The sequence below is a fragment of the Fulvimarina thalattae genome, from assembly GCF_040239565.1.
Classification (GTDB): domain Bacteria; phylum Pseudomonadota; class Alphaproteobacteria; order Rhizobiales; family Rhizobiaceae; genus Fulvimarina.
This window is the reverse complement of sequence record NZ_JBEHWS010000005.1, coordinates 61,012-81,953: the sequence shown is the minus strand read 5'-3', so window position 1 is coordinate 81,953 and position 20,942 is coordinate 61,012. Positions and strand designations below refer to the sequence as shown.

Sequence of the window (20,942 nt, the reverse complement as noted above, 5' to 3'; positions counted from 1 at the left end):
GTCGGACCTACTGCCTGCTCTTCGCACGCGGATCGTTCTTCGCCACGTCGGCAAGCAGCTGCGCATTGCCGCCCGACGCGGTCGTGTCGATGCAGAGGTGTCGCTCGTGCATGACATCCGGCACTGTGACCGCTCCGGTGACGAGCCGCAGGAGCGGGCCCTTGCGCTTGGCCAGCTGCTTGGCGAGTTTGCGGGCCGTTTCCTCGTCGCCCCACCAGATGGCGCTTCCGAACTCCGGTCCCGTGGAAAGATCGCGCTCCACCGAGGCGTCTTCCGCGACTCCGCCGAGACGCTCGACCGCCGCCCGCTGCTTCTTGCGATCCTCATCCGTAGGGCCGAGGCAGAGCACCGCCGGCCGGGGGCTGAGATGCAGCCGGTTGGACTCGCCCGTTGGGCCCGGAAGATCGATTGGGCTCGACGGCCGGTATTTCGGCGAGACGGCTTTCTGGAAGCGCGCCACATAGAATGGCCCGCCCGCTTTCGGGCCTGTGCCGGAGAGGCCTTCGCCGCCGAAGGGCTGCGAAGCGACGATCGCCCCGATCTGATTGCGATTTACATACAGATTGCCGGCATGGATGCGGTCGGTGACGTATTGCACGCGGTCGTCGATCCGGGTGTGCAGCCCGAAGGTGAGCCCGTAGCCCTTGCCGTTGATCGCGTCGATGACCTTGTCGATTTCCTTCGCCTTGAAGGTCGCGATGTGCAGTACGGGACCGAAGATCTCGCGCTCGATGTCGGAGATGCTGTTCACGCGGATCAGCGCCGGGGCGAGGAAATGGCCCTGGTCCGGTGCCTCGATCTGGTGCATCAGCCGGCCATCCGCTTTGGCCTTCGCGACATAGTCGGCGATCGGCCCGTGGGCTTCCTCGTCGATCAAGGGGCCGCTGTCGGACTTCAGATACCACGGGTCGGACGGGCGGAATGCGTCCATCGCGCCCTTCAGCATCTCGAAGAAACTCTTCGAGATGTCCTCCTGCACGTAGACGCAGCGGCAGGCCGAGCAGCGCTGGCCGGCGGACTGGAAGGCCGACTGGATGATATCCCGCACCGCCTGTTCGGGCAGGGCCGAAGAGTCGACGATCATGGCGTTGAGGCCGCCGGTCTCGGCGATCAGCGGGGCGCCGGGATGGCAGTTTTCCGCCATCGCCTGCTTGATCTTCTGCGCCGTTTCGGTGGAGCCGGTGAACGCCGCGCCGTCTATCCGTGCGTCGGAGGTGAGTGCCGCGCCGACCTGACCGGCACCCGGTAGAAGCTGCAGCGCTTCGCGCGGAATGCCCGCTTCGTGCATTAGCCGCGTGCCGAGATGGGCGATCAGCGGCGTCTGCTCGGCGGGTTTTGCCAGCACTGCATTCCCTGCGGCAAGCGCGGCCGCGATCTGGCCGGTGAAGATCGCCAGGGGAAAGTTCCACGGGCTGATGCAGACGACCCGGCCCAGCGGCTCGCTGGTGAGCTTCTTGGCTTCCTCAGCGTAGTAGTTGAGAAAGTCCACAGCCTCGCGCAGCTCCGACAGCGCATCCGGCATCGTCTTGCCGGCTTCGCGGGCGAGGACCGCGAAGATCTCGCCGAAACTCTCTTCGTAGAGCGAAGCCGCTTTCTTCAGAATGCGGGCTCGCTCTTCTGCGCTTGCTTCCCACGGCTTGGCCGCGGAGAGCGCGGTTTCGACATCGGCTTGCGAGGCAAAGCGCGTGGTGCCGACGATATCATTCGGATCGGCCGGGTTGAGGCGCTCCGCCTCGTCTTCGGGTTGAGGATCGCCTTCGATCAGCGGGCCGGCCTCGAAGTGTTTGGTGCGGAAAGGCTCGCGGGCCGCCTCGATCTCTTCCAGATGATCGACCGCCGTCAGGTCCCAGCCTTTCGAATTCTCGCGGACCGGCAGGAAGATGTCGGGGCCGGGCGTCACCGAAGGCGCATAGCCGAGTGCCTCGAACGGGTCTTCGGCAACCTGCTCCGGCGGAACGTCCTCGTCGACGATCTGGTTGACGAAGCTCGAATTTGCGCCGTTCTCCAGCAGCCGGCGAACGAGATAGGCCAGAAGATCGCGATGCGCGCCGACGGGCGCGTAGATACGGCAGCGTGTGCCATGGTCCTTCATGACCATGGTGTGCAGCACTTCGCCCATGCCATGCAGGCGCTGGAACTCGAACTCTTCGGGTTTCGCGCCCATCTGCTGGGCCATGTGGATGACGGCAGCCGCCGTATGGGCGTTATGGGTCGCGAACTGAGGATAGATGCGATCGCGGTATCTGAGCAGCTTCCGCGCATTGCCGATGAAGCTCACATCAGTCGCCGGTTTGCGCGAGAAAACCGGGAAGCGCGGCAGGCCTTCCTGCTGGCTGAGCTTGATCTCAGTATCCCAGTATGCGCCCTTGACCAGACGCACCATCAGCTTGCGGTCGAGGCGCTCGGCGGTATCGTGAATCCAGTCGATGACACTGCCGGCGCGTGGCCCGAAGGCCTGGACGACGATGCCAAAACCGTCCCAACCCTTCAGGCGCTCGTCCTGAAGGACCCTGTCGATGACTTCGAGGGAGAGCGTCAGCCGATCCTGCTCCTCCGCATCGACGTTGAAGCCGATCTTGAGCTTGGCGGCCTTGGCGGCGAGATCGGCGACGATCGGCACGAGTTCGTCGAGAACCCGGTCGTGCTGTGCCATTTCGTATCGCGGATGAAGCGCGGAGAACTTGACCGAGATGCCGGGATTGGTCGCGATGTCGCCCTTGGTGGCGCGCTTCGACATCTTCTCGATCGCGCCGTCATAGGCCTTGCGATAGCGTTCGGCGTCGGCATAGGTTCGAGCGGCCTCACCGAGCATGTCGTAGGAATAGGTGTAGCCCTTGTCCTCCTGTTCCTTTGCGCGTTCCATGGCCTTGTCCATGGTTTCGCCGAGCACGAACTGGCGGCCCATCACGCGCATCGCCTGTCCGGTGGCGTTGCGGATCACCGGTTCGCCGAGGCGCTTCACCGCGCCGCGCATCGCCTTCAAAGGTCCGCGATCATTCTCTTCCAGCACGCGGCCGGTCAGCATAAGTGCCCAAGTCGAGGCGTTCACGAGCGAAGACGAAGAATGGCCGAGATGGGTGCTCCACTGGCCAGGCGCGATCTTGTCCTCGATCAGCTCGTCCATTGTTTGGGCATCGGGCACGCGAAGCAGCGCTTCCGCGAGGCACATCAGCGCGATGCCTTCTTCGGTCGAGAGGCCGTATTCCGCGAGGAAGACCTCCATCAGGCCGGGATCGCCGGTCTTTCGGATGCGCTTGACCAGATCGACCGCGATGGACCCGATCTTCTTCCGGTCTTCCTTGGAAAGATCTGCCTCTGCGATCAGGCCCTCCAGAACCGCGTCCGCATCCGGATAGGGAGAAATCGGCAGGACCGAGGGCGGAAGGGGCATATCCATAGGCATGAAGGCGAAATCCTTAGGTCTTTTGACGGAACCGAACGTGTCGCGTTCAAAAGAGCCTAACTCGATTTTCAGCCGCTGTGCAGCCCGCCAGAACAATTGGTGGGAGCGTTCTTCTTTTTATCGCCTCTATTAGCCTCTCACCGAGCTCGGTTCCCCAATAGGAGTCGAATACTGCGCCCGAGTGTCACCCGGAGGCGTGCGGAAAAATCCCTTCATGCACGGTGCTCAAACTGCCAACCCCGGTTGATTGCTTCGGGTGCTGCATCATCTTTGCCAGCGAATGACACCGAAGGGATGAATACGTGAAGCCCGACGAAATCAAAAAGCTCGACGCCTACTTGAAGCGCACTTTTTCCAGCGCGGACATCTCCGTGCGTGCCCTTCCCAAGCAGGGGGACACCGCAGAGGTATACAAGAGCGACGAGTTCATCGGAACGCTGAGCAAAGACACTGAGGAAGGTGAGCTGTCCTATCATCTCACCATGACGATCCTCGACATCGATCTCGAATAGGCGGAAAGCCGAACGAAACGCAAAAAGCCGGCCGCGAGGGTTATCGCGGCCGGCTTTTTTGTTGTGTGGTGATGGTCTGGCCGGTTGCCGCGTTCAGCGAAGGCTGCCGACGAGGACCGAGCGATCGTCGACGATGTCGACCCACTTGCCGGCGTGGTTTTCGGCCTGGCGCTTCAGATAGGTATAATCCGTCTCGCTCCAGAGGGAGACGCGTTCGGCCAGATTGTCGAGGATGAGATCACCGCGATCCGTGCGGATGGTCAGTACGGCATGGCCCTCACCGTTCGACTGAAGAACGACCGTGATGAGCAGATTTGAAGATGGGATGCCGGCCTGTTCGAGCATATACTGCTTCAACAGGGCATAGTCTTCGCAGTCGCCCTCGGTCTCGGGATAGGACCAGACATCCGGCTTGCCGTGAATCTCGATATCCTCACGCGGGTAGATGGCTGTATTGACGGCCGAATTTACCTCGATGATCTTGTTCCAGAGCTTTTCGGTGAGCTTGCTCGGTGCGGCCGCTCGCTGGGGTGCACAGCGGTCGGCATAACGATGGCAGAATTCGTAATGGCCGATCGGCTGCGAGGTGATGCTGGTCGTCGGCATATGGGCCTGGCGCGCTTCCGCCGGCTTGGACAGGCCAACCGAAACAACGGCTGCAAGGGTCAGGGCGGCGGTCTTGATGAAGGCGTTCATGGCGGGTTCTCTCCGTGTGTTGGAGAGAACCTGCGCCCGTTGTTTTGCTTTCGAACCAAATTGCGCGCATCAATTTAGTTCAAATTGTCAGATATACTTTAGTAATAAGCGTTTATAGCGATTTATATTGATGAATTGCGGTTAGGAAGACTTGCTCTGGTTTCACCGAAATGGTGCGAAATGAGCCTTGCGATCTAACGGATCGCTAACCTAACGCATGTGCGATGAACACGTAATCGTCTGAAAATGAGCGGGAAATCCTTGTGCGATAAGGGTTTCGCTCCGATGGTGCGCCGCAACCAAGTGTTAAGCCTCGGTCCAAATGGATAAAGTATTGTTTAAAATAAAACGATTGTTCAGACCTTCGAAACCTTGGCGGTTCAGTCGGCGTTCACCCTGCCGGCCCCACAGGCCCGTTCGCCCGGTTTTGCGAACTTCGCCCGCATGGTTTCCAGTTTCTTGCGTTCGGCGCCGCGGCGCGCGCAAGGCGTCGATGGGGCAAGCGTTTCCAGTCAGAAAACAGCGATGTCGTCCATCGGCAGACGGTCAGATGCTCTCGACGAAGCCTTCGAGCACCCGCTTCTGACCCGCTTTGTCGAACTCGACGGTAAGCTTGTTGCCGTCGACGAGCGCGACGGTGCCGTTGCCGAATTTCAGGTGGAAGACACGGTCGCCCTTCGAGAAGGCGCTCTCGTGTTCAGCCACCGATTTAGCGACGAGTTCGCCCTCGATCTCGCGCGGGCCGCCGCGCTTGGCTGAGGAGTAGAGGCCGAGGCCCTGGCGCGGCGGCTGGTTGTGCCCACGTCCGGCGCGGCCTTGTCCGCCTCCGCCATTTGTTGTTGTGCGGCCGGAAAAGCCCGACGCCTGATCGCTTTCATACGTGATCTCGCGCGTGCGCCCGCCGGACCAGCCGTCGCCGCCGCTCTGATTGGCTTTGGCCGCCTGCGCCCGTTTCCAGCCCGGCGTGCGGTAGGCGCCTTCATTGAAAGCCGCTGCGCCATCCCATCGCGAGGCGCCATAGCCGCCAAATCCGCCGGCGCCGTATCCGCCATAGGAGGTGTTGGCTTCCATCACCTCCACATGGGCTTCAGGCAGTTCATCGAGAAAGCGCGACGGGATGGTCGATTGCCACAGGCCGTGGATGCGACGGTTCGAGACGAACCAGATCTTTGCCCGGCGCTTGGCGCGGGTGATGCCGACATAGGCGAGGCGCCGCTCTTCCTCGAGGCCGGAGCGCCCGCCCTCGTCGAGCGCGCGCTGGTGTGGAAACAGGCCTTCTTCCCAGCCGGGCAAGAACACCGTGTTGAATTCCAGCCCTTTGGCAGAATGGAGCGTCATGATGGAGACAGCGTCCATCTCGGCGTTCTGCTCGGTGTCCATGACGAGCGCCACATGCTCCAGGAAGGAGGGCAGGGACTCGTATTCCTCCATCGAGCGGATCAGTTCCTTGAGGTTTTCCAAGCGGCCCGGTGCCTCGGCCGAGCGGTCGTTCTGCCACATCTCCGTATAGCCGGATTCTTCGAGGATCTGTTCGGCAAGTTCGGTGTGCTTGGTCGAGGGCAGAAGCTCCGACCAGCGCTTCATGTCGAGAACAACACGACGAAGCGCGTTGCGCGGCTTGGGCTTCAGCTCCTCGGTCTCGACCATCTCCAGCGCCGCCGGAATGAGCGGGATCTGGCGCGCGCGCGCGTAATCATGGAGGAGGCGGATTGTGGCATCGCCCAGCCCACGCTTCGGCGTGTTGACGATCCGCTCGAAGGCGAGATCGTCGGCCGGCTGGCAGACGCAGCGGAAATAGGCGAGAGCGTCCCTGATCTCCATCCGCTCGTAGAAGCGCGGACCGCCGATGACCCGGTAATTGAGGCCCATCGTGACGAAGCGGTCCTCGAAGGTGCGCATCTGGAAGGATGCGCGCACGAGGATCGCCATATCGTTGAGATTGTGGTTCTCGCGGCGCTGCAAATCCTCGATTGCCTCGCCAATGGCGCGGGCCTCTTCTTCAGAGTCCCAGCCTGCGTTGACTTCGACTTTCGGGTCTTCAGGGTCCGGATGATCGGTGAAAAGCGTCTTGCCGAGGCGGTCCTCGTTATGGCCGATCAGATGCGAGGCCGCGCCTAGGATATGGCCGGTGGAACGGTAGTTGCGTTCGAGGCGGATGACGGTTGCGGCCGGAAAATCCTTGTCGAAGCGCAGGATGTTGTCGACCTCGGCACCGCGCCATCCGTAGATCGACTGATCGTCGTCGCCGACGCAGCAGATGTTGATCGGGGTCTGCTCGTCATTCTTGCCCGGCCGCTGTGCCAGAAGCCGAAGCCAGAGATACTGCGCGATGTTGGTGTCCTGATACTCGTCGACGAGGATATAGCGGAAGCGGCGGTGATAGTCGGCGAGGACATCCGGATGGGCGCGGAAGATCGCGATCGGGTGCATCAACAGATCGCCGAAATCGCAGGCGTTCAGGCTTTTCAGCCGCTCTTGATAAGCCGTGTAGAGTTCGCGGCCCTTGCCGTTGCCAAAGGCCCGTGCGTCGCCCTCCGGAATGTGCTTCGGCTCCAGTCCCTTGTTCTTCCACCCGTCCAGCATGTTCGCAAAGGTGCGGGCCGGCCAGCGCTTGTCGTCGAGGTTTTCGGCCTGGATGAGCTGCTTGATCAGCCTGATCTGGTCGTCCGGGTCGAGAATCGTGAAGTTCGACTTCAACCCAACCAGTTCGGCATGCTTGCGCAAAATTTTCACGCCGATCGAGTGAAACGTGCCGAGCCAGGGCATGCCCTCCACTTCACCGCCCACGAGCAGGCCGATGCGCGCCTTCATCTCGCGCGCGGCCTTGTTCGTGAACGTCACGGCCAAAATTTGGCTCGGCCAGGCCCGGCCCGTCGCAAGAATATGGGCGATCCGGGTCGTCAGGACGCGGGTCTTGCCCGTGCCCGCGCCGGCAAGCACCAGAACGGGGCCTTCAGTCGTCTCCACCGCGGCGCGCTGCTCGGGATTGAGGCCGCTCAGATAGTCCGGTGCCCGCGAGCCCCGTGCCGCCATGGCACGGGCCGCGATGCCGCCGGACTTTTGAGCCCTGTCCGATTCGTTAAATTCCGTCATGGCCGGAAAGTAGTTGGACGAGCACCCGAACTCCAGTGGACAGGTTCGTGAGATTACACGTGCTTCGACAAAAGTTTGGCGCGTCGGAGCTGGAACGCCCTTTCTTCGGGCTCTCGACATCGATCTTCCGACCGATGGCTCATTGCAGGGGATAGTTGCGATTTCCGGTCGCGCGACCGGATGGAATTCGGTAGGCGGTAGAAATACAACCTGGAAAGAACCGTGGTCACCGACTTTCTGCTTCCGAGCATGTTGCCTTTTACGATCGCATTGGGGCTGATCGCCGCCATTGCGGTGATCGAAGCTGTCACGGCCTTGGCAGGCTCAGCACTTTCCGGTCTTTTCGACGGCTTCTTGCCGGATATCGACACAGATCTCGACATCTCGGCGGACGGCGCCTTCGACGGTTCGCCGCTCCAACAAGCGATGGCTTGGCTCTCCATCGGTCAGGTTCCCGTGCTGGTTCTTCTCATCCTTTTCCTCCTTGGCTTCGGCGGTAGCGGTCTCGTCATCCAGCAAATCGCGGATTCAGCACTCGGTGCTCCGCTTTCAGCCTGGGTCGCTGTCATCCCCGCGACCCTCTCAGGGTTTTGCGCGATGCGTTGGCTCGGGCGCGGTGTCGCCCGGCTGATTCCACAGGACGAGACCGCCGCAATAGACCGCGAAGCTCTGATCGGGCGTGGCGGTGTGGTGACCGGCGGAACGGCAAAGCGCGGCCTCCCGGCGCAGGTGCGCATCCGCGATGAACACGGCACCAGCCACTACCTTCTCGCCGAACCCGAAGACGACAGCGCGGAATTCGGCAATGGCACACCCGTCATCGTCGTATCGGTCGACGGAGCCAAGGCGAGAGTAATTCCCGATCCCTACGGACCCGCTCGCGCATGAGGGGCCGTCCCAACCGAACCTTTCCCAACGATACAAGGCATCCTTCCGATGGACCTTCTAATCCTGATCGGCGCATGCGTCGTCGCCTTCCTCGCGGTTCTTCTCGTTCTCGCACGGCTTTATCGGCGCTCCTCCAAGGAGGTGTCATACGTTAGGACCGGCCTCGGCGGGCAAAAAGTGATCATGAATGGCGGCGCCCTCGTGATGCCGATCGTGCACGAGGTCATCCCTGTCAACATGAACACGCTGCGGCTTGAGGTCCGGCGCGCCGAGGAAGCCGCGCTTATCACCCGCGACCGGATGCGCGTCGATGTCGTCGCGGAGTTCTATGTGCGGGCCCAGCCGACGGCCGACTCCATCGCCAATGCCGCGCAGACCCTCGGTCGGCGCACGATGCAGCCTGAGAGCCTGAAGGATCTCATCGAGGGCAAGTTCGTCGACGCGCTGCGTTCGGTCGCTGCCGAGATGGCGATGGAAGAACTGCACGAGCGCCGGATCGACTTCGTCCAGCGGGTTCAGAACGCGGTCTCGGAGGACCTTCTCAAGAATGGTCTCGAACTGGAGACTGTTTCACTCACCGGGCTCGACCAGACCAAGCGCAACTTCTTCAATCCCGACAACGCGTTCGACGCGGAAGGCCTGACGCGGCTGACCGCCGAGATCGAGGAGCGGCGCAAGAAGCGCAACGATATCGAGCAGGACACGCAGGTTCTGATCGCCAGAAAAAATCTCGAAGCCGAGCAGAAACAGCTCGAGATCGGCCGCGACCAGGAATATTCGCGGCTCGAACAGCAGCGCGAAATCGCCGTCCGCAGGGCCGCTCAGGAATCGCAGGTCGCATCCGAACAGGCCGAGCGCACCCGTCAGTCTCGCGAGGCGCAGATTCTTGCCGAGCAGGAGGTCAAGCGCAGAGAAATCGCCCGCGAACAGGCGCTGGAGGCCACCGAGATCGAGCGCCGCAAGACCGTCGAGTTGACGGAACAGGACCGCGAGATCGCGATCGCCGACCGCAGCCGGGCCAAGTCCGAATCGCAGGCCGAGGCGGATTCTGCGCGCGCCCTCGCTGTGAAAGCCGAGGAACAGGTCGAAACGGTGCGTGAGATCGAGCGCGCCGAGCGTACGAAGCAGGTCGATCTCGTCAATGCGCGTCAGGCTGCCGAGCGCGAGGCGATTTCGGTGCGCGTGGCGGCCGAAGCCGAACGCAACGCTGCCGAAGACCGTGCCGAAGCTGCCCGGCAGGCGGCCCATGGCGAGGCCGACCGTGTCCGTATCCTGGCCGAGGGCGAAGCCGACTCCGTTCGTCAGAAGTCCGAAGCCGACGAAGTGCGCTATCGGGTCGAGGCGGAAGGCAAACGCGCCATCAACGAAGCCTCCAACACCTTGTCGGCCGATCAGATCGCCATGCAGGTCCGTCTGCAGCTGATCGAGCAATTGCCGAAGATCATCGCCGAGAGCGTCAAGCCGATGGAGCGGATCGACCAGATCAAGATCCTGCAGGTGGACGGTCTGATGGGTGCGGCCGGCGGAAACGGCGGCTTTGGTGAGGCAGGCGGCAGCGGGGCCGGCGACGGCGCCTCGATGTCGGACCGCCTCGTCAATTCGGCGCTACGCTATCGCGGACAGGCTCCGCTGGTCGACGCCCTCCTCAATGAGCTCGATCTTGGATCGGGCCTCGGCGGGCTCGGCCAGGACGCCATGCGCATGAGCGAGTCGGGCGCCGGAACGAGAAATGGTGCCGGTAACGGGGACGGAGCGACGCATACCGGCGAGTGATTTCAATTTCTTAGGCAGGCGGGCCGTGAGAGGCCCGCACACGCCAAATTGAAATGGCTTTGTGCAATGCTTAGGCAGCAACTGAGCTTGACGCTTCGATGAACATGGCGAAACATAGGCGGTAAGGTTTTCGTAACCTTACCGAATGCTTGAAGCCGGTTGCCGGCTCGAACGATGCCGGCGACCAGTCGGCGCAAGCTTTCCTGATCGAAGGCGACGCGTCTCTTTCGTCGCGTTAGGCGCGACTGCCTTTTCGAAAGGGGTCACCTCTCATGTCCCTGACCATGAAAATTATGATCGGCATGCTGGCCGGCGTCGTTCTCGGCGTCGTCTTCAACATGCTGGACATCGCCTTCATCAACGAGACGATCGTTGCCGGCTTCTTCGGCATGATCGGCACCATGTTCGTCAATGCCCTCAAGATGCTTGTGGTGCCGTTGGTCATCTTCTCGCTGCTCTGCGGCGTCATGGGTATCGGCGATATCCGCGTGCTCGGGCGCGTCGGCGGTAAAAGCTTCGCGCTCTATATGATGACCACCGCCATAGCGATCGCCGTCGCGATAACCATTGCGCTGGTCGTTGGCCCTGGTCAGGGCTTCACCATGGATGGTGTCGACGCCTCCGGCATCGAAGCCAAGGAAGCGCCTACGGTCTGGCAGGTCTTCGCCAATATCGTGCCGTCCAACCCGATCGCGGCCTTCACCAATGGTGAGATGCTTCAGATCATATTCTATGTGATTATAGTCGGCGTCGCGGCGCTGATGCTGGGCGATCGCTCCAAGCCCTTCGCCGAAGCCTGTGAATACATGAACGAACTGATGATGAAGATCGTCGGTATCGTCATGGCCTTCGCGCCTTACGGCGTCTTCGCGCTGATCGCCAAGACGTTCACCGAACAGGGGATCGACCTCTTCATTCCCGTTATGGCCTACGTCGCGACATTGACGAGCGCTCTGTTCCTGCATCTCTTCGTCACGCTGATGCTGATCCTGAAACTGTTCTCGGGCCTTAACCCGATCACGTTCATGAAAAAGATCCGGTCGGCCCAGCTCTTTGCGTTCTCGACGGCTTCGTCGAACGCGACCATCCCCGTCACGCTGCGGGCGGTCACGGAGCGCATGGGCGCGAACAATTCGGTGGCTTCGTTCACCGTGCCGTTCGGTGCGACGATCAACATGGACGGCACCGCCATCATGCAGGGCGTGGCGACGGTCTTCCTCGCCAATGTCTATGGCATCGAACTCGGGGTCGGCGGTTATCTGACGGTCATCGCAATGGCGGTGCTGGCCTCGATTGGGACCGCGGGCGTTCCGGGAGTCGGCCTCGTCATGCTGACCATGGTTCTGACACAGGTCGGCCTGCCGATCGAAGGAATCGCGCTGATCCTCGGCGTCGATCGCCTGATGGACATGATCCGTACGGCGGTGAACATCACCGGTGACGCGGTCGTCTCCATGGTCGTCGCCAAGACCGAAGGCCAGTTTAGCCAAGCGGTTTACGACGATCCGAATGCGGGCCTCGCCGACGACGACCTCTCGGTCGATCCGGCGGCCGAGCGGCATCTGAAGGAGGCCACCCGCTCTAAAGATTCGATGCATCCGAGCCCGGCGGAGTAACTCGAAAGCCGCGCACGGCATTCGAGTGACAGACAAAGACAGGCCGTTGCGGCGAAAGTCGCAACGGCCTGTGTTCATTGTGGAAACGAACAGAATCCGCAGTTTCAGCGTTGGTCCGAAGAATGCAACCTATGCGTCTCGCGTTGCAGACATCCTGCCGAAAGTCAGATCAGACCGACGACACTCAGGATGAACCCGACGATGACGACGAGACCGACGATGTAAATGATGGAGCGCACGATGCTTCCTTCCATTTTTTGCGGCGTGAAGCCGGTTGATGCCGGGGTAACGCTACGTCCACGTTAGAAGTTCGAAGAGCTCGGTTGTTTTTTCTTGATTTTGCCGGTCAGTTCTGGACCTGCCTGCGCGAACCGAACCTGCGGTCCACAGAACCGCTCGCGGCTTCAGATCGATGTCGGGACCGCTCCTTCGCTTCAGCGATGGTGCATCGTCTTTGCACGGGACGCCGCCAGGCGCTAGAAGCGCGGCGTTAGGGCAAGCAGCAGGAGCATATGCGTGCAAAAGGCGATTGCGACCTCGAAGGCGAAGTTGGACGATCCCGCGCGTCTTCTGGAACTGCGTGCAAAGATCGACGCGATCGACGAGAGCGTGCACCGGCTTCTCATGCAGCGCGCCAGCGTCATCGACGAACTGATCGAGGTGAAGGGCACGGTGCGCGATGGCGCCGCCTTCCGGCCCGGTCGCGAGGCTTCCATGATGCGCGAACTCGTTTCGCGGCATGAAGGTCATCTCCCGATCGCAACCATCGAGCATTTCTGGCGCGAGATCATCTCCACCTTCACCCATCTCCAGGCGCCCTACGAGGTTTTCACCTGTTCCTATGGTGGCAATGCAGCGGCGGCCATTGAAGCTGCACGCTTCTATTTCGGCTTCTCCGTACCTCTGAAGATGATCGACAGTGCGCAGGACGTGGTGGGCGCGATCGAGGCAGGCGGCGATCGGCTCGGCGTCCTACCTCTGGAGGGCTCTTATCCGTGGTGGCAGGGCTTGAAAAACGCCGCGATCGTCTGTGCGCTGCCGTTCATCGAAACGCCCGATCATCCGGTGAAGAAGCCCGCGGTAGTCATCGCGCCGCCGCTTGCCGATCCCGCCAAACCGGAAATCGCGTGCTGGCGTGCCGACGGACTCACCGCCATGGCGCGTGGAGAGGAGGGCATGAAAGTGCTTGCCCAGGCGCCTTACGGAACCGGCCTCTTCAGTGCTCTCGTCGCCACCCGTCTTGACGAGGCGGGTATTCGCGCGCGTCTCGGAAAAGAAGCGGATCTCAGCCATGTGGGCGGGTTTGCGCCGCCGCTGCATTGGCCTTATTCGGCTTAAGTCACATCCCGACCCCGCGTTTATCGCTTTCCTGAAAGCCGATCCCATGCGACCCGAACCGATCCCCGGCATTCTCGATATCGAGCCCTACGTCCCCGGCAAGAGCAAGGCACCGGCCGGCGTGAAGCTGCACAAGCTTTCGTCCAACGAAACGCCGCTTGGGGCCTCTCCCAGGGCGATCGAGGCTGCGCGCTCGGCGCTTGGCGGGCTGGAGGTCTATCCGGACGGTCAGGCGAGCGAGTTGAAGCATGCGATTGCAGAGGTGCACGGCTTGCGGTCGGAGAACATTCTCTGCGGCAACGGTTCGGACGAGCTGCTCGGCCTTCTCTGCCAGTGTTATCTGAAGCCCGGCGACGAGGCGATCCATTCCGAGCACGGCTTTCTGGTCTACAATATCCAGATCAAGGCGCGCGGCGCTATTCCGGTGATCGCGCCCGAGACGGATGCAACGGCGGATGTCGATGCCATCCTGAAACTCGTCACCGACAAGACGAAGCTCGTCTTTCTCGCCAATCCGAACAATCCAACCGGCACCTATCTGCCTTTCGACGAGATCAGGCGCCTCCATGCCGGCTTGCCCAAGCGGACGATCCTTGTCCTCGATGCGGCCTACGCCGAATATGTGCGCAAGAACGACTACGCGGCCGGGCTGGAGCTCGTCTCGGAAGCCGAGAACGTCGTCATGACGCGCACATTCTCGAAGATCTACGGGCTCGCTGCGCTCCGGATCGGCTGGATGTATGCGCCCGAAGCGATTGTTTCGGTGCTGGATCGCGTGCGTGGGCCATTCAACCTCAACGCGGCCGCGATCGCGGCCGGCGCTGCCGCAATCAAGGACCGCGCCTTTGTCGAGAAGGCGGTCGACCACAACGCCGAATGGCTCGGCTGGACGACGGGACAGCTGGAAGCGCTTGGCCTGACAGTCACGCCAAGCGTCGGCAATTTCATCCTCATCCATTTCTTCGAAGAGCCGGGCAAGACCGCGGCCGACGCGGACGCCTATCTCACGGCCCGCGGTTTTATCCTTCGCCGGGTCACCGGATACGGTTTTCCCAACGCACTGCGCATGTCGATCGGCAGCGAAGAGGCCAATCGGGGCGTCGTCGATGCGCTGGCGGATTTCATGAAAGGCGCGTGATGGCTGAAAGCTTCCAACCTTTCGAGCGGCTCGCGCTGATCGGTATCGGGCTGATCGGCTCTTCGCTCGCGATCAATGCCAGAACCCACGGGCTTGCCAAACATATAGCCATCTCCACGCGCCGTGCCGAGACGCTGAAGCGTGCCGAGGAATTGGGACTTGGCGACAGCTATCATCTGCAAGCGACGGACGCCGTGAAGGATGCAGATCTCGTCATCCTGTGCGTGCCCGTCGGCTCAGTTGGTGCGGTGACGCAGGAGATTGCGCCTCACCTGAAATCTGGTGCTATTATTTCCGATGTCGGCTCGGTGAAGGGCTCGGTGATTGCGCAGATGCAGCCGCATCTGCCGGACGATGTGGAATTCGTCCCAGCCCATCCGATCGCCGGTACAGAGCAGTCCGGCCCGGATGCCGGCTTCCTCGAACTTTTCGAAAAGCGCTGGTGTATCCTGACGCCGGTCCCGGGTTCCAGCGAAGCTGCCGCCGAGAGGTTGAAAGCCTTTTGGACGGCCTGTGGATCAGCTGCGGAAATCATGACTCCCGAGCACCACGACCGGGTACTCGCAATTGTCAGCCATCTTCCTCACCTGATCGCCTATAATATTGTCGGCACGGCCTACGACATGGAGGAGGTGACCCAGTCGGAGGTGGTGAAGTATTCGGCCTCCGGTTTTCGCGACTTCACGCGTCTCGCTGCCTCCGATCCAACCATGTGGCGCGACGTCTTCCTCAACAATCGCGATGCGACGCTCGAAGTGCTTGCCCGGTTCTCCGAGGATCTCTCGGTGCTCCAGCGGGCGATTCGCGACGGCAAGGGCGAGCAGTTGTTCGATACGTTTACGAAGACCCGCGCGATCCGCCGCGAGATTATCGAGGCCGGTCAGGATACCGCAAAGCCGAACTTCGGACGCACGAAGCCTCCGAAGAAGTGGGAGAGCTGAGGCCTATCCAAGCCCCCCTGCGATCTTTCGCGACGCCGGATGCCGCTTCAGCATGGCCATCGCCACAATGCCGATGATCGGGCCGGGCAGGAGAATCAGGAAGGTCCACCGCCAGCTGCCCAGCCATTCGGCGACCTGCGGCGTCACCCAGATCGCCGCGACGGTGAGCGCGTAGCCGATTCCCATTTGAAGGGTGAGGGCGGTTCCGACATAGCGTGGGTCGGAAACCTCGGTCACGCAGGCGGAGAACTGCGCCGAGTCACCGACGACGGCCATGCCCCAGACGATCGCGATCAGAAGGAAGAGAGCGATCGGTCCGTCGAAGGTGAGGCCGATCAGCGCCGCGCATGCACCGGAGAGCGCCATCATCCAGATTGTCGTCGTCGAACGGCCGATCCTGTCCGCCATGTAGCCGCCACCGATGCAGCCGACTGCGCCGAGACCTATCACCGCGAATGTGACGAAAGATACGAGCGACGGCGACTCGAACCCCTGCGCCGACATGGCTGCCGTCGAATAGGCGAGGAACCAGCCCCAGAAGGCGTAGAGCTCCCACATGTGTCCAAAATAGCCGAGATTGGCGAGCATCAGCGGCCGGTTCCGGACGACCTGGCCGATCTGCTTTGGCGCGAAAACCGCCTTGGAGAACGGGTAGGGCCCCTCGACCGCGACGAGAAAGAAAAGCGCGCCGCCGGCAAACGTCATCAGCGACGATGCGACGATAACGGCCTGCCAGTCGAGCCCGGCGGTGAGGGCCCGCACGAGATGCGGGGCGGCGGAGCCGAGCGTCAGCGCGCCGATGACCGCGCCGAGGGCAAGACCCCGGCCCGCCTTGAACCAGGTGGAGATGAACTTCATCGACGGCGGATAGACCGAGGCGAGGGCGATACCGGTCACGACCCGTGCGGCGATGACGATCGCTGGGTCTGGGGCGACAAGGAGAACCGCATTCGCGATGGACGCGATGGTCGCGGCAAGGCCGATCAAGCGGCCGACGGGAACGAGGTCCGGCAGGTTCACGAAGCTCGCGGCGACGGCTCCGAGGACGAAGCCGATCTGCACGCCGTTCGTCAGCCACGCGCTCTCTGCCGGCGAGAGGCCGTAGACCCGGGTGAGCTCTGGGATGACCGCGGTCGCGGAGAACCAGACCGTGAGGGCGAGCACGATGGCGATGCAGACGAGACCCAGCATGCGCCAACGGCGCGGATCGGGCCGATCCTGCGGATGCTGAGCAATCTGAGATTCGGTATCGCTTGCCAAGGCCGCGTTTCCTCAGGGCGTGAGCGGCATCGTATAGGTGGTCGCGGTTCCGGAAAGGCAGGTCTCTCCGTCTCCATTCACGACTGATACCTCCATCTTGCAGATCGGCTTGTCGGCGCGGACATCGGTGATCTCCACCCGTCCGGTCATGGTCTCGCCGACACCAATCGGCTTCAGAAACTTGTGATGAGTTTCCATGAAGACCGTGCCCGGGCCGGGAAGATCTTCCGCCACCACCGCGTTCAGGATCCCGGAAATAATGCCACCCTGGACGACGAGTCGGCCGAATGGCGATGCTTTGGCGAGTTCTTCGTCGTAGTGCAGCGGATTGCGATCACCGGAGATCGCCGTGAAGGCCTCGATATCCGCCATCGACGTGGTGCGCGAGCGCTCGGCGCTCTGTCCGGTTTCTGGTCGGCCGTTGATCGTGCCGGCCCAGCCGTCGTTTTTGCTCTCGGCCAATGTTGTGTCCTCCCGATCGATATTTTCTTCTTTGAGCGGGCATTTAGGGGAGAGGCGGTTGCCGAAAACAATTTCGCACTTGGGAGAACCGGAGATGGTGAGGTGGATAAAAGCCAACACCCAAAAGAAAAAGCCCGTCCGGTGGGTCCGGGCGGGCTTTGATGCAGGTCTTGAAGACGGCCTAATCAGGCGGCGACTTCTTCCTCGATCTCGCGCAGCACATAGCCGCGACCCCAGACGGTTTCGATGTAGTTCTTGCCGCCGGTGGCATTGGCAAGCTTCTTGCGGAGCTTGCAGATGAAGACGTCAATGATCTTCAGCTCCGGCTCGTCCATGCCGCCATAGAGATGGTTCAGGAACATTTCCTTGGTCAGCGTGGTGCCCTTGCGGAGCGAGAGCAGCTCCAGCATGGCGTATTCCTTGCCGGTGAGGTGAACGCGCTGGCCGCCGACTTCGACGGTCTTGGCGTCGAGATTGACCGTCAGATCGCCAGTGTTGATGACCGACTGGGCGTGGCCCTTGGAGCGGCGCACGATGGCGTGGATCCGGGCGACCAGTTCATCTTTGTGGAACGGTTTGGTCATATAGTCGTCGGCGCCGAAGCCGAGACCGCGAACCTTGTCCTCGATACCGGCCATGCCGGAAAGGATCAGGATCGGTGTTTTCACTTTGGAAAGTCGGAGCGTGCGAAGCACCTCGTAACCCGACATGTCCGGAAGATTGAGATCAAGGAGAATGAGATCGTAATCGTAGAGCTTTCCGAGATCGACGCCTTCTTCACCTAGATCCGTCGTGTAGACGTTGAAGCTTTCCGATTTCAACATCAGTTCGATGCTCTGCGCTACCGCACTGTCGTCTTCAATCAAAAGAACGCGCATAAGAAGTTCCTCTCAGCCGGCCGCGCCAAATCTCGATCGATTCGGCAAAGCTCTGTTCTGTCTTAGTTCGGCCATGATGGTGGCACGAGATGGTTAACAAATGCTATCGGCCCGTCATGGACCAGGCCGCAGGCATCTGCGGACGGTAAGATCGAGTGGCACCGCTTGCGCCGCGAGGCGACGTTTGTCTTTTCGAGACTTTTCAAGTCGATCCCGATTTACTCGGCCTTAAAACCTCGTCCCTATGATTAACCCTGCGCGTAAACAGACGGTTAAGGGCTACCAACCGAGCCTTGTCTGAAGCATTGGCGCACTGGTCCGATTCAATGTCGGACGCTCAAGGGGAACGAGGCATGAAGAAAGATAATTTGACGCGGCTCGCGCGATTCAAACTGAACGAGAAGCGACGTCAGGTGGAGCAGCTCGAGCTTATGATGGCCGAGTTCGACCGCATGTGCAGCGATCTCGATGCTCAGATCACCTCGGAGGAAAAAAAGAGCGGTATCACCGACCAGACTCACTTCGCCTATCCGATGTTCGCCAAGGCAGCGCGGACGCGGCGGGAGAACCTCGGCAATTCGGTGAACGACTTGAGAGTTCAGATCAATGCGGCAAAGATCGCGCTCGAAGAGGCGGAGGCCGAGTTCGAACACGCCGAAAAGCTTCAGCAGCGTGATCTGATGCGCGAAGAAGGCGAACTTCAGAAAGCTGCCGGCTGAGGCAGCTGTCTAAAGGGCGCCCATGACTGCGCCGTTGAAGCCGTAGATCTTGCGGCTACCACGAACCGGAACCAGCCGCACTTCGCGTGTCTGGCCCGGTTCGAAACGAACGGCGGTACCGGCCGCAATGTCGAGCCGCATGCCGCGCGCTGCAATCCTGTCGAATTGCAGCGCGGGATTGGTTTCTGCGAAATGATAGTGGCTGCCCACCTGAATTGGGCGGTCCCCAGCATTGGAAACCTCCATCCGAACGCTGCCTTCAGCTGCGTTCAGAACGATGTCACCATCTTTGGTGATGATTTCGCCAGGGATCATCGTTTCATCCGCCCAGTTTCAGAAAGTGCGAAGCGTCAGTTCAGCGCAAGGACCATGCTCGCGCCGATCGCCGCAAAACCTGCGATCTTCGACGCAAACGGGATTGCACCCGACTGAATACGCTCGCCCGCGATGCATCCAAGCGCGAGGATCGCCGCCGTTGCCGCAAGGAAGCCGGCTCCAAAGGTGAAGGCCGATGCTCCGCCGATTTCGGCGCCGTGAGCGGCTCCATGGGCGAATGCAAAGCCGCCGACCATCGTGAGCGACAGGGCCGCACCAGGCCGGATCATGCCGGAAACCACCAGCCCGATCGTTGCCAGTGAGAGCAGAATGGCGCCTTCGACGAAGGGGATCGTGCCAGTCTGGAGCGCGATCGCAAAACCCATTCCCATGGCAGCGAGAAACACAAGGGGAAGCGCGACTCGGTATTTCCCCCCAAGCGAGGCAGCCCAGACGCCGGCCAGCGCGATCGCCAGGAGGTGATCGAGCCCTGTGAGCGGATGCATGAAACCGGCGAAGAACGATCCGTGTGCTTCGAGCGTCCCCGTATGTGCCATTGCCGTAGCGGTCGATGCGACAAGGGTTGCTGCGGCCGGGATGATGGCTTTCTTCATGAATGATGTCCCATTCGTGTGGTCGACAGGCGGTCCGGTATGGATCCCGCGATTGATGTCTAAGGCGCTCCCGTTCGCCGGGTTCGCGCTGCACAATAACCTGCCATAGTCGTGCCGAAGGTGAAAGTCGCCAGAACGACTTTCTCATCGGAGTTCGCCGAGGACATCAAATCGATATTGCCGGCGTTTTGGTCGGCCGATGGCGCCGGCGGGAAGTGGTTGCCTGTGATGAGTCGTCGATCCTCAATAAAATCAGCGCGAAAGACCAAGCGCGCGCCCGATATGCTACGCTTCGTTGTGTTTCGCCCTTAAGCGAAGCGGCGAATTATGTGGGGTAACTGAGTGTTCGATCTAAATATTCAGACGTGATCATTACTAAAATTGCATCATATTTAAACAAGCGAAATCGATGCCGGAAAAGATGCTCGCTATACAGGATTTCTTCCCGATCGGTGCTAGCGCGCTGCCAGAAAGAGCGTTTTGCCGGGACTCAAACAAGAAAATACGATGACTTGCAGGCAAACAGTCGTTTGTATTCGGGCGCCTTCGTCTTTTTTCCGCCGCGACTCAACGTACTGCGTGCTTTTTAGAATGTCTGTATCCTGGAGCTGTTTCCTTGCGTTGATGCGAATAAAACTATGGGATGACCGTGATCGGGGTTGACACGAAGTAATCCAATAACAATACAGGGACTACTGGCCGATTGTGTCGGGTAATAGGCGCTGCATCAACGAGTCGGCATGTCACGATGCATGGGACGGTAGCAAAAGCCCCGGCAACCAACGAACTTACGAAGATGAAGGACGTCCAAGATGGACCAGATCGAACCTTTGGTCGACAATAATGAAATGCTCATGGAGCTGACGGCTGAAGTCGTCGCCGCCTATGTCAGCAACAACTCGCTACCGGTTTCGGAACTGCCAGCTCTGATCTCCGATGTTTACGGTGCGCTCGGTCGCACGACGGCGCCCGCTCAGGAGCCGCAGGCTGAAAAGCCCAAGCCGGCGGTGCCGATCAAGAAGTCTGTGACCGACGACTACATCATCTGCCTCGAAGACGGTAAGAAGTTCAAGTCGCTGAAGCGTCACCTCATGACCCATTACAACCTGTCGCCGGAAGAATATCGCGACAAGTGGGACCTGCCGGCCGACTACCCGATGGTTGCGCCGAACTATGCGGCCGCCCGCTCGCGTCTCGCCAAGCAGATGGGCCTCGGCCACAAGCGTCGTCGCGGCCGGTAAGTCTCGAACTGCGGACTGGCGAGAACCAGTCTTTGGATTATGATGAGGCGCGGCC

Annotated in this window: 17 protein-coding genes; 9 read left to right on the top strand and 8 right to left on the bottom strand. The window is 61.0% G+C overall.

Features of this window, described 5'->3' with window-relative positions:
• Positions 1-7 precede the first annotated feature (7 nt).
• A complete protein-coding gene (gene putA, locus ABRA89_RS08350; protein WP_463671268.1) occupies positions 8-3,397 on the bottom strand; it encodes a bifunctional proline dehydrogenase/L-glutamate gamma-semialdehyde dehydrogenase PutA in 3,390 nt (1,129 codons plus the stop codon).
• 308 nt (positions 3,398-3,705) lie between these two features.
• Here putA and ABRA89_RS08345 point away from each other — a divergent pair, with 308 nt between their 5' ends.
• Entirely contained in the window at positions 3,706-3,915 is a 210-nt protein-coding gene (locus ABRA89_RS08345) for a DUF3126 family protein (RefSeq protein ID WP_349941003.1), read from the top strand.
• Positions 3,916-4,008: 93 nt separating this feature from the next.
• On the opposite strand, the gene ABRA89_RS08340 is transcribed toward ABRA89_RS08345, so the two are convergent.
• Both ABRA89_RS08340 and ABRA89_RS08335 read right to left on the bottom strand, forming a co-directional pair.
• Positions 4,009-4,611, bottom strand: a complete 603-nt coding sequence (locus tag ABRA89_RS08340) for a transglutaminase-like cysteine peptidase (protein WP_349941002.1) — start codon at positions 4,609-4,611, stop codon at positions 4,009-4,011.
• Between the two features lie 546 nt (positions 4,612-5,157).
• Complete coding sequence (locus ABRA89_RS08335; RefSeq protein ID WP_349941001.1) at positions 5,158-7,704, bottom strand: ATP-dependent helicase; 2,547 nt, start codon at positions 7,702-7,704, stop codon at positions 5,158-5,160.
• Positions 7,705-7,926: 222 nt separating this feature from the next.
• Between ABRA89_RS08335 and ABRA89_RS08330 the strand changes: the two genes are divergently transcribed.
• From ABRA89_RS08330 to ABRA89_RS08305, 6 genes are all read left to right on the top strand, one after another.
• Positions 7,927-8,592, top strand: a complete 666-nt coding sequence (locus tag ABRA89_RS08330) for an OB-fold-containig protein (RefSeq protein WP_349941000.1) — start codon at positions 7,927-7,929, stop codon at positions 8,590-8,592.
• Between the two features lie 48 nt (positions 8,593-8,640).
• Positions 8,641-10,365, top strand: coding sequence for a flotillin family protein (locus ABRA89_RS08325; protein WP_349940999.1), 1,725 nt, complete (start codon positions 8,641-8,643; stop codon positions 10,363-10,365).
• A 272-nt stretch (positions 10,366-10,637) separates the two neighbouring features.
• A complete protein-coding gene (locus tag ABRA89_RS08320; RefSeq protein WP_349940998.1) occupies positions 10,638-11,981 on the top strand; it encodes a dicarboxylate/amino acid:cation symporter in 1,344 nt (447 codons plus the stop codon).
• A 516-nt stretch (positions 11,982-12,497) separates the two neighbouring features.
• Positions 12,498-13,319, top strand: coding sequence for a chorismate mutase (locus ABRA89_RS08315; RefSeq protein ID WP_349940997.1), 822 nt, complete (start codon positions 12,498-12,500; stop codon positions 13,317-13,319).
• A gap of 46 nt (positions 13,320-13,365) precedes the next feature.
• On the top strand, positions 13,366-14,457 hold the full coding sequence (hisC, locus tag ABRA89_RS08310; protein ID WP_349940996.1) for a histidinol-phosphate transaminase: 1,092 nt from the start codon (positions 13,366-13,368) through the stop codon (positions 14,455-14,457).
• Positions 14,457-15,398: a prephenate/arogenate dehydrogenase family protein gene (locus tag ABRA89_RS08305; protein WP_349940995.1), complete on the top strand. Its 942-nt coding sequence runs from the start codon at positions 14,457-14,459 to the stop codon at positions 15,396-15,398. Before hisC ends, ABRA89_RS08305 begins: the two co-directional genes overlap by 1 nt.
• Positions 15,399-15,401: 3 nt before the next feature.
• Here ABRA89_RS08305 and ABRA89_RS08300 read toward each other — a convergent pair whose 3' ends face one another.
• The 3 genes from ABRA89_RS08300 to ctrA form a co-directional block, all read right to left on the bottom strand.
• Entirely contained in the window at positions 15,402-16,658 is a 1,257-nt protein-coding gene (locus ABRA89_RS08300) for an MFS transporter (RefSeq protein WP_349940994.1), read from the bottom strand.
• A 12-nt stretch (positions 16,659-16,670) separates the two neighbouring features.
• On the bottom strand, positions 16,671-17,120 hold the full coding sequence (locus ABRA89_RS08295; protein ID WP_349940993.1) for a MaoC family dehydratase: 450 nt from the start codon (positions 17,118-17,120) through the stop codon (positions 16,671-16,673).
• Between the two features lie 185 nt (positions 17,121-17,305).
• Positions 17,306-17,998 carry a response regulator transcription factor CtrA gene (gene ctrA, locus ABRA89_RS08290; RefSeq protein ID WP_349940992.1) on the bottom strand — a complete coding sequence of 231 codons (693 nt, stop codon included), beginning with the start codon at positions 17,996-17,998 and terminating at the stop codon, positions 17,306-17,308.
• Positions 17,999-18,351: 353 nt separating this feature from the next.
• Between ctrA and ABRA89_RS08285 the strand changes: the two genes are divergently transcribed.
• The gene (locus ABRA89_RS08285; RefSeq protein ID WP_349940991.1) at positions 18,352-18,717 is read left to right on the top strand and encodes a flagellar export protein FliJ; all 366 of its coding nucleotides are present in this window, start codon (positions 18,352-18,354) and stop codon (positions 18,715-18,717) included.
• Positions 18,718-18,726: 9 nt separating this feature from the next.
• On the opposite strand, the gene ABRA89_RS08280 is transcribed toward ABRA89_RS08285, so the two are convergent.
• On the bottom strand, positions 18,727-19,032 hold the full coding sequence (locus ABRA89_RS08280) for an urease subunit beta (RefSeq protein WP_349940990.1): 306 nt from the start codon (positions 19,030-19,032) through the stop codon (positions 18,727-18,729).
• 35 nt (positions 19,033-19,067) lie between these two features.
• A complete protein-coding gene (locus tag ABRA89_RS08275) occupies positions 19,068-19,646 on the bottom strand; it encodes a HupE/UreJ family protein (protein ID WP_349940989.1) in 579 nt (192 codons plus the stop codon).
• An 812-nt stretch (positions 19,647-20,458) separates the two neighbouring features.
• Between ABRA89_RS08275 and ABRA89_RS08270 the strand changes: the two genes are divergently transcribed.
• Complete coding sequence (locus tag ABRA89_RS08270; RefSeq protein WP_349940988.1) at positions 20,459-20,887, top strand: Ros/MucR family transcriptional regulator; 429 nt, start codon at positions 20,459-20,461, stop codon at positions 20,885-20,887.
• Positions 20,888-20,942: the final 55 nt, after the last annotated feature.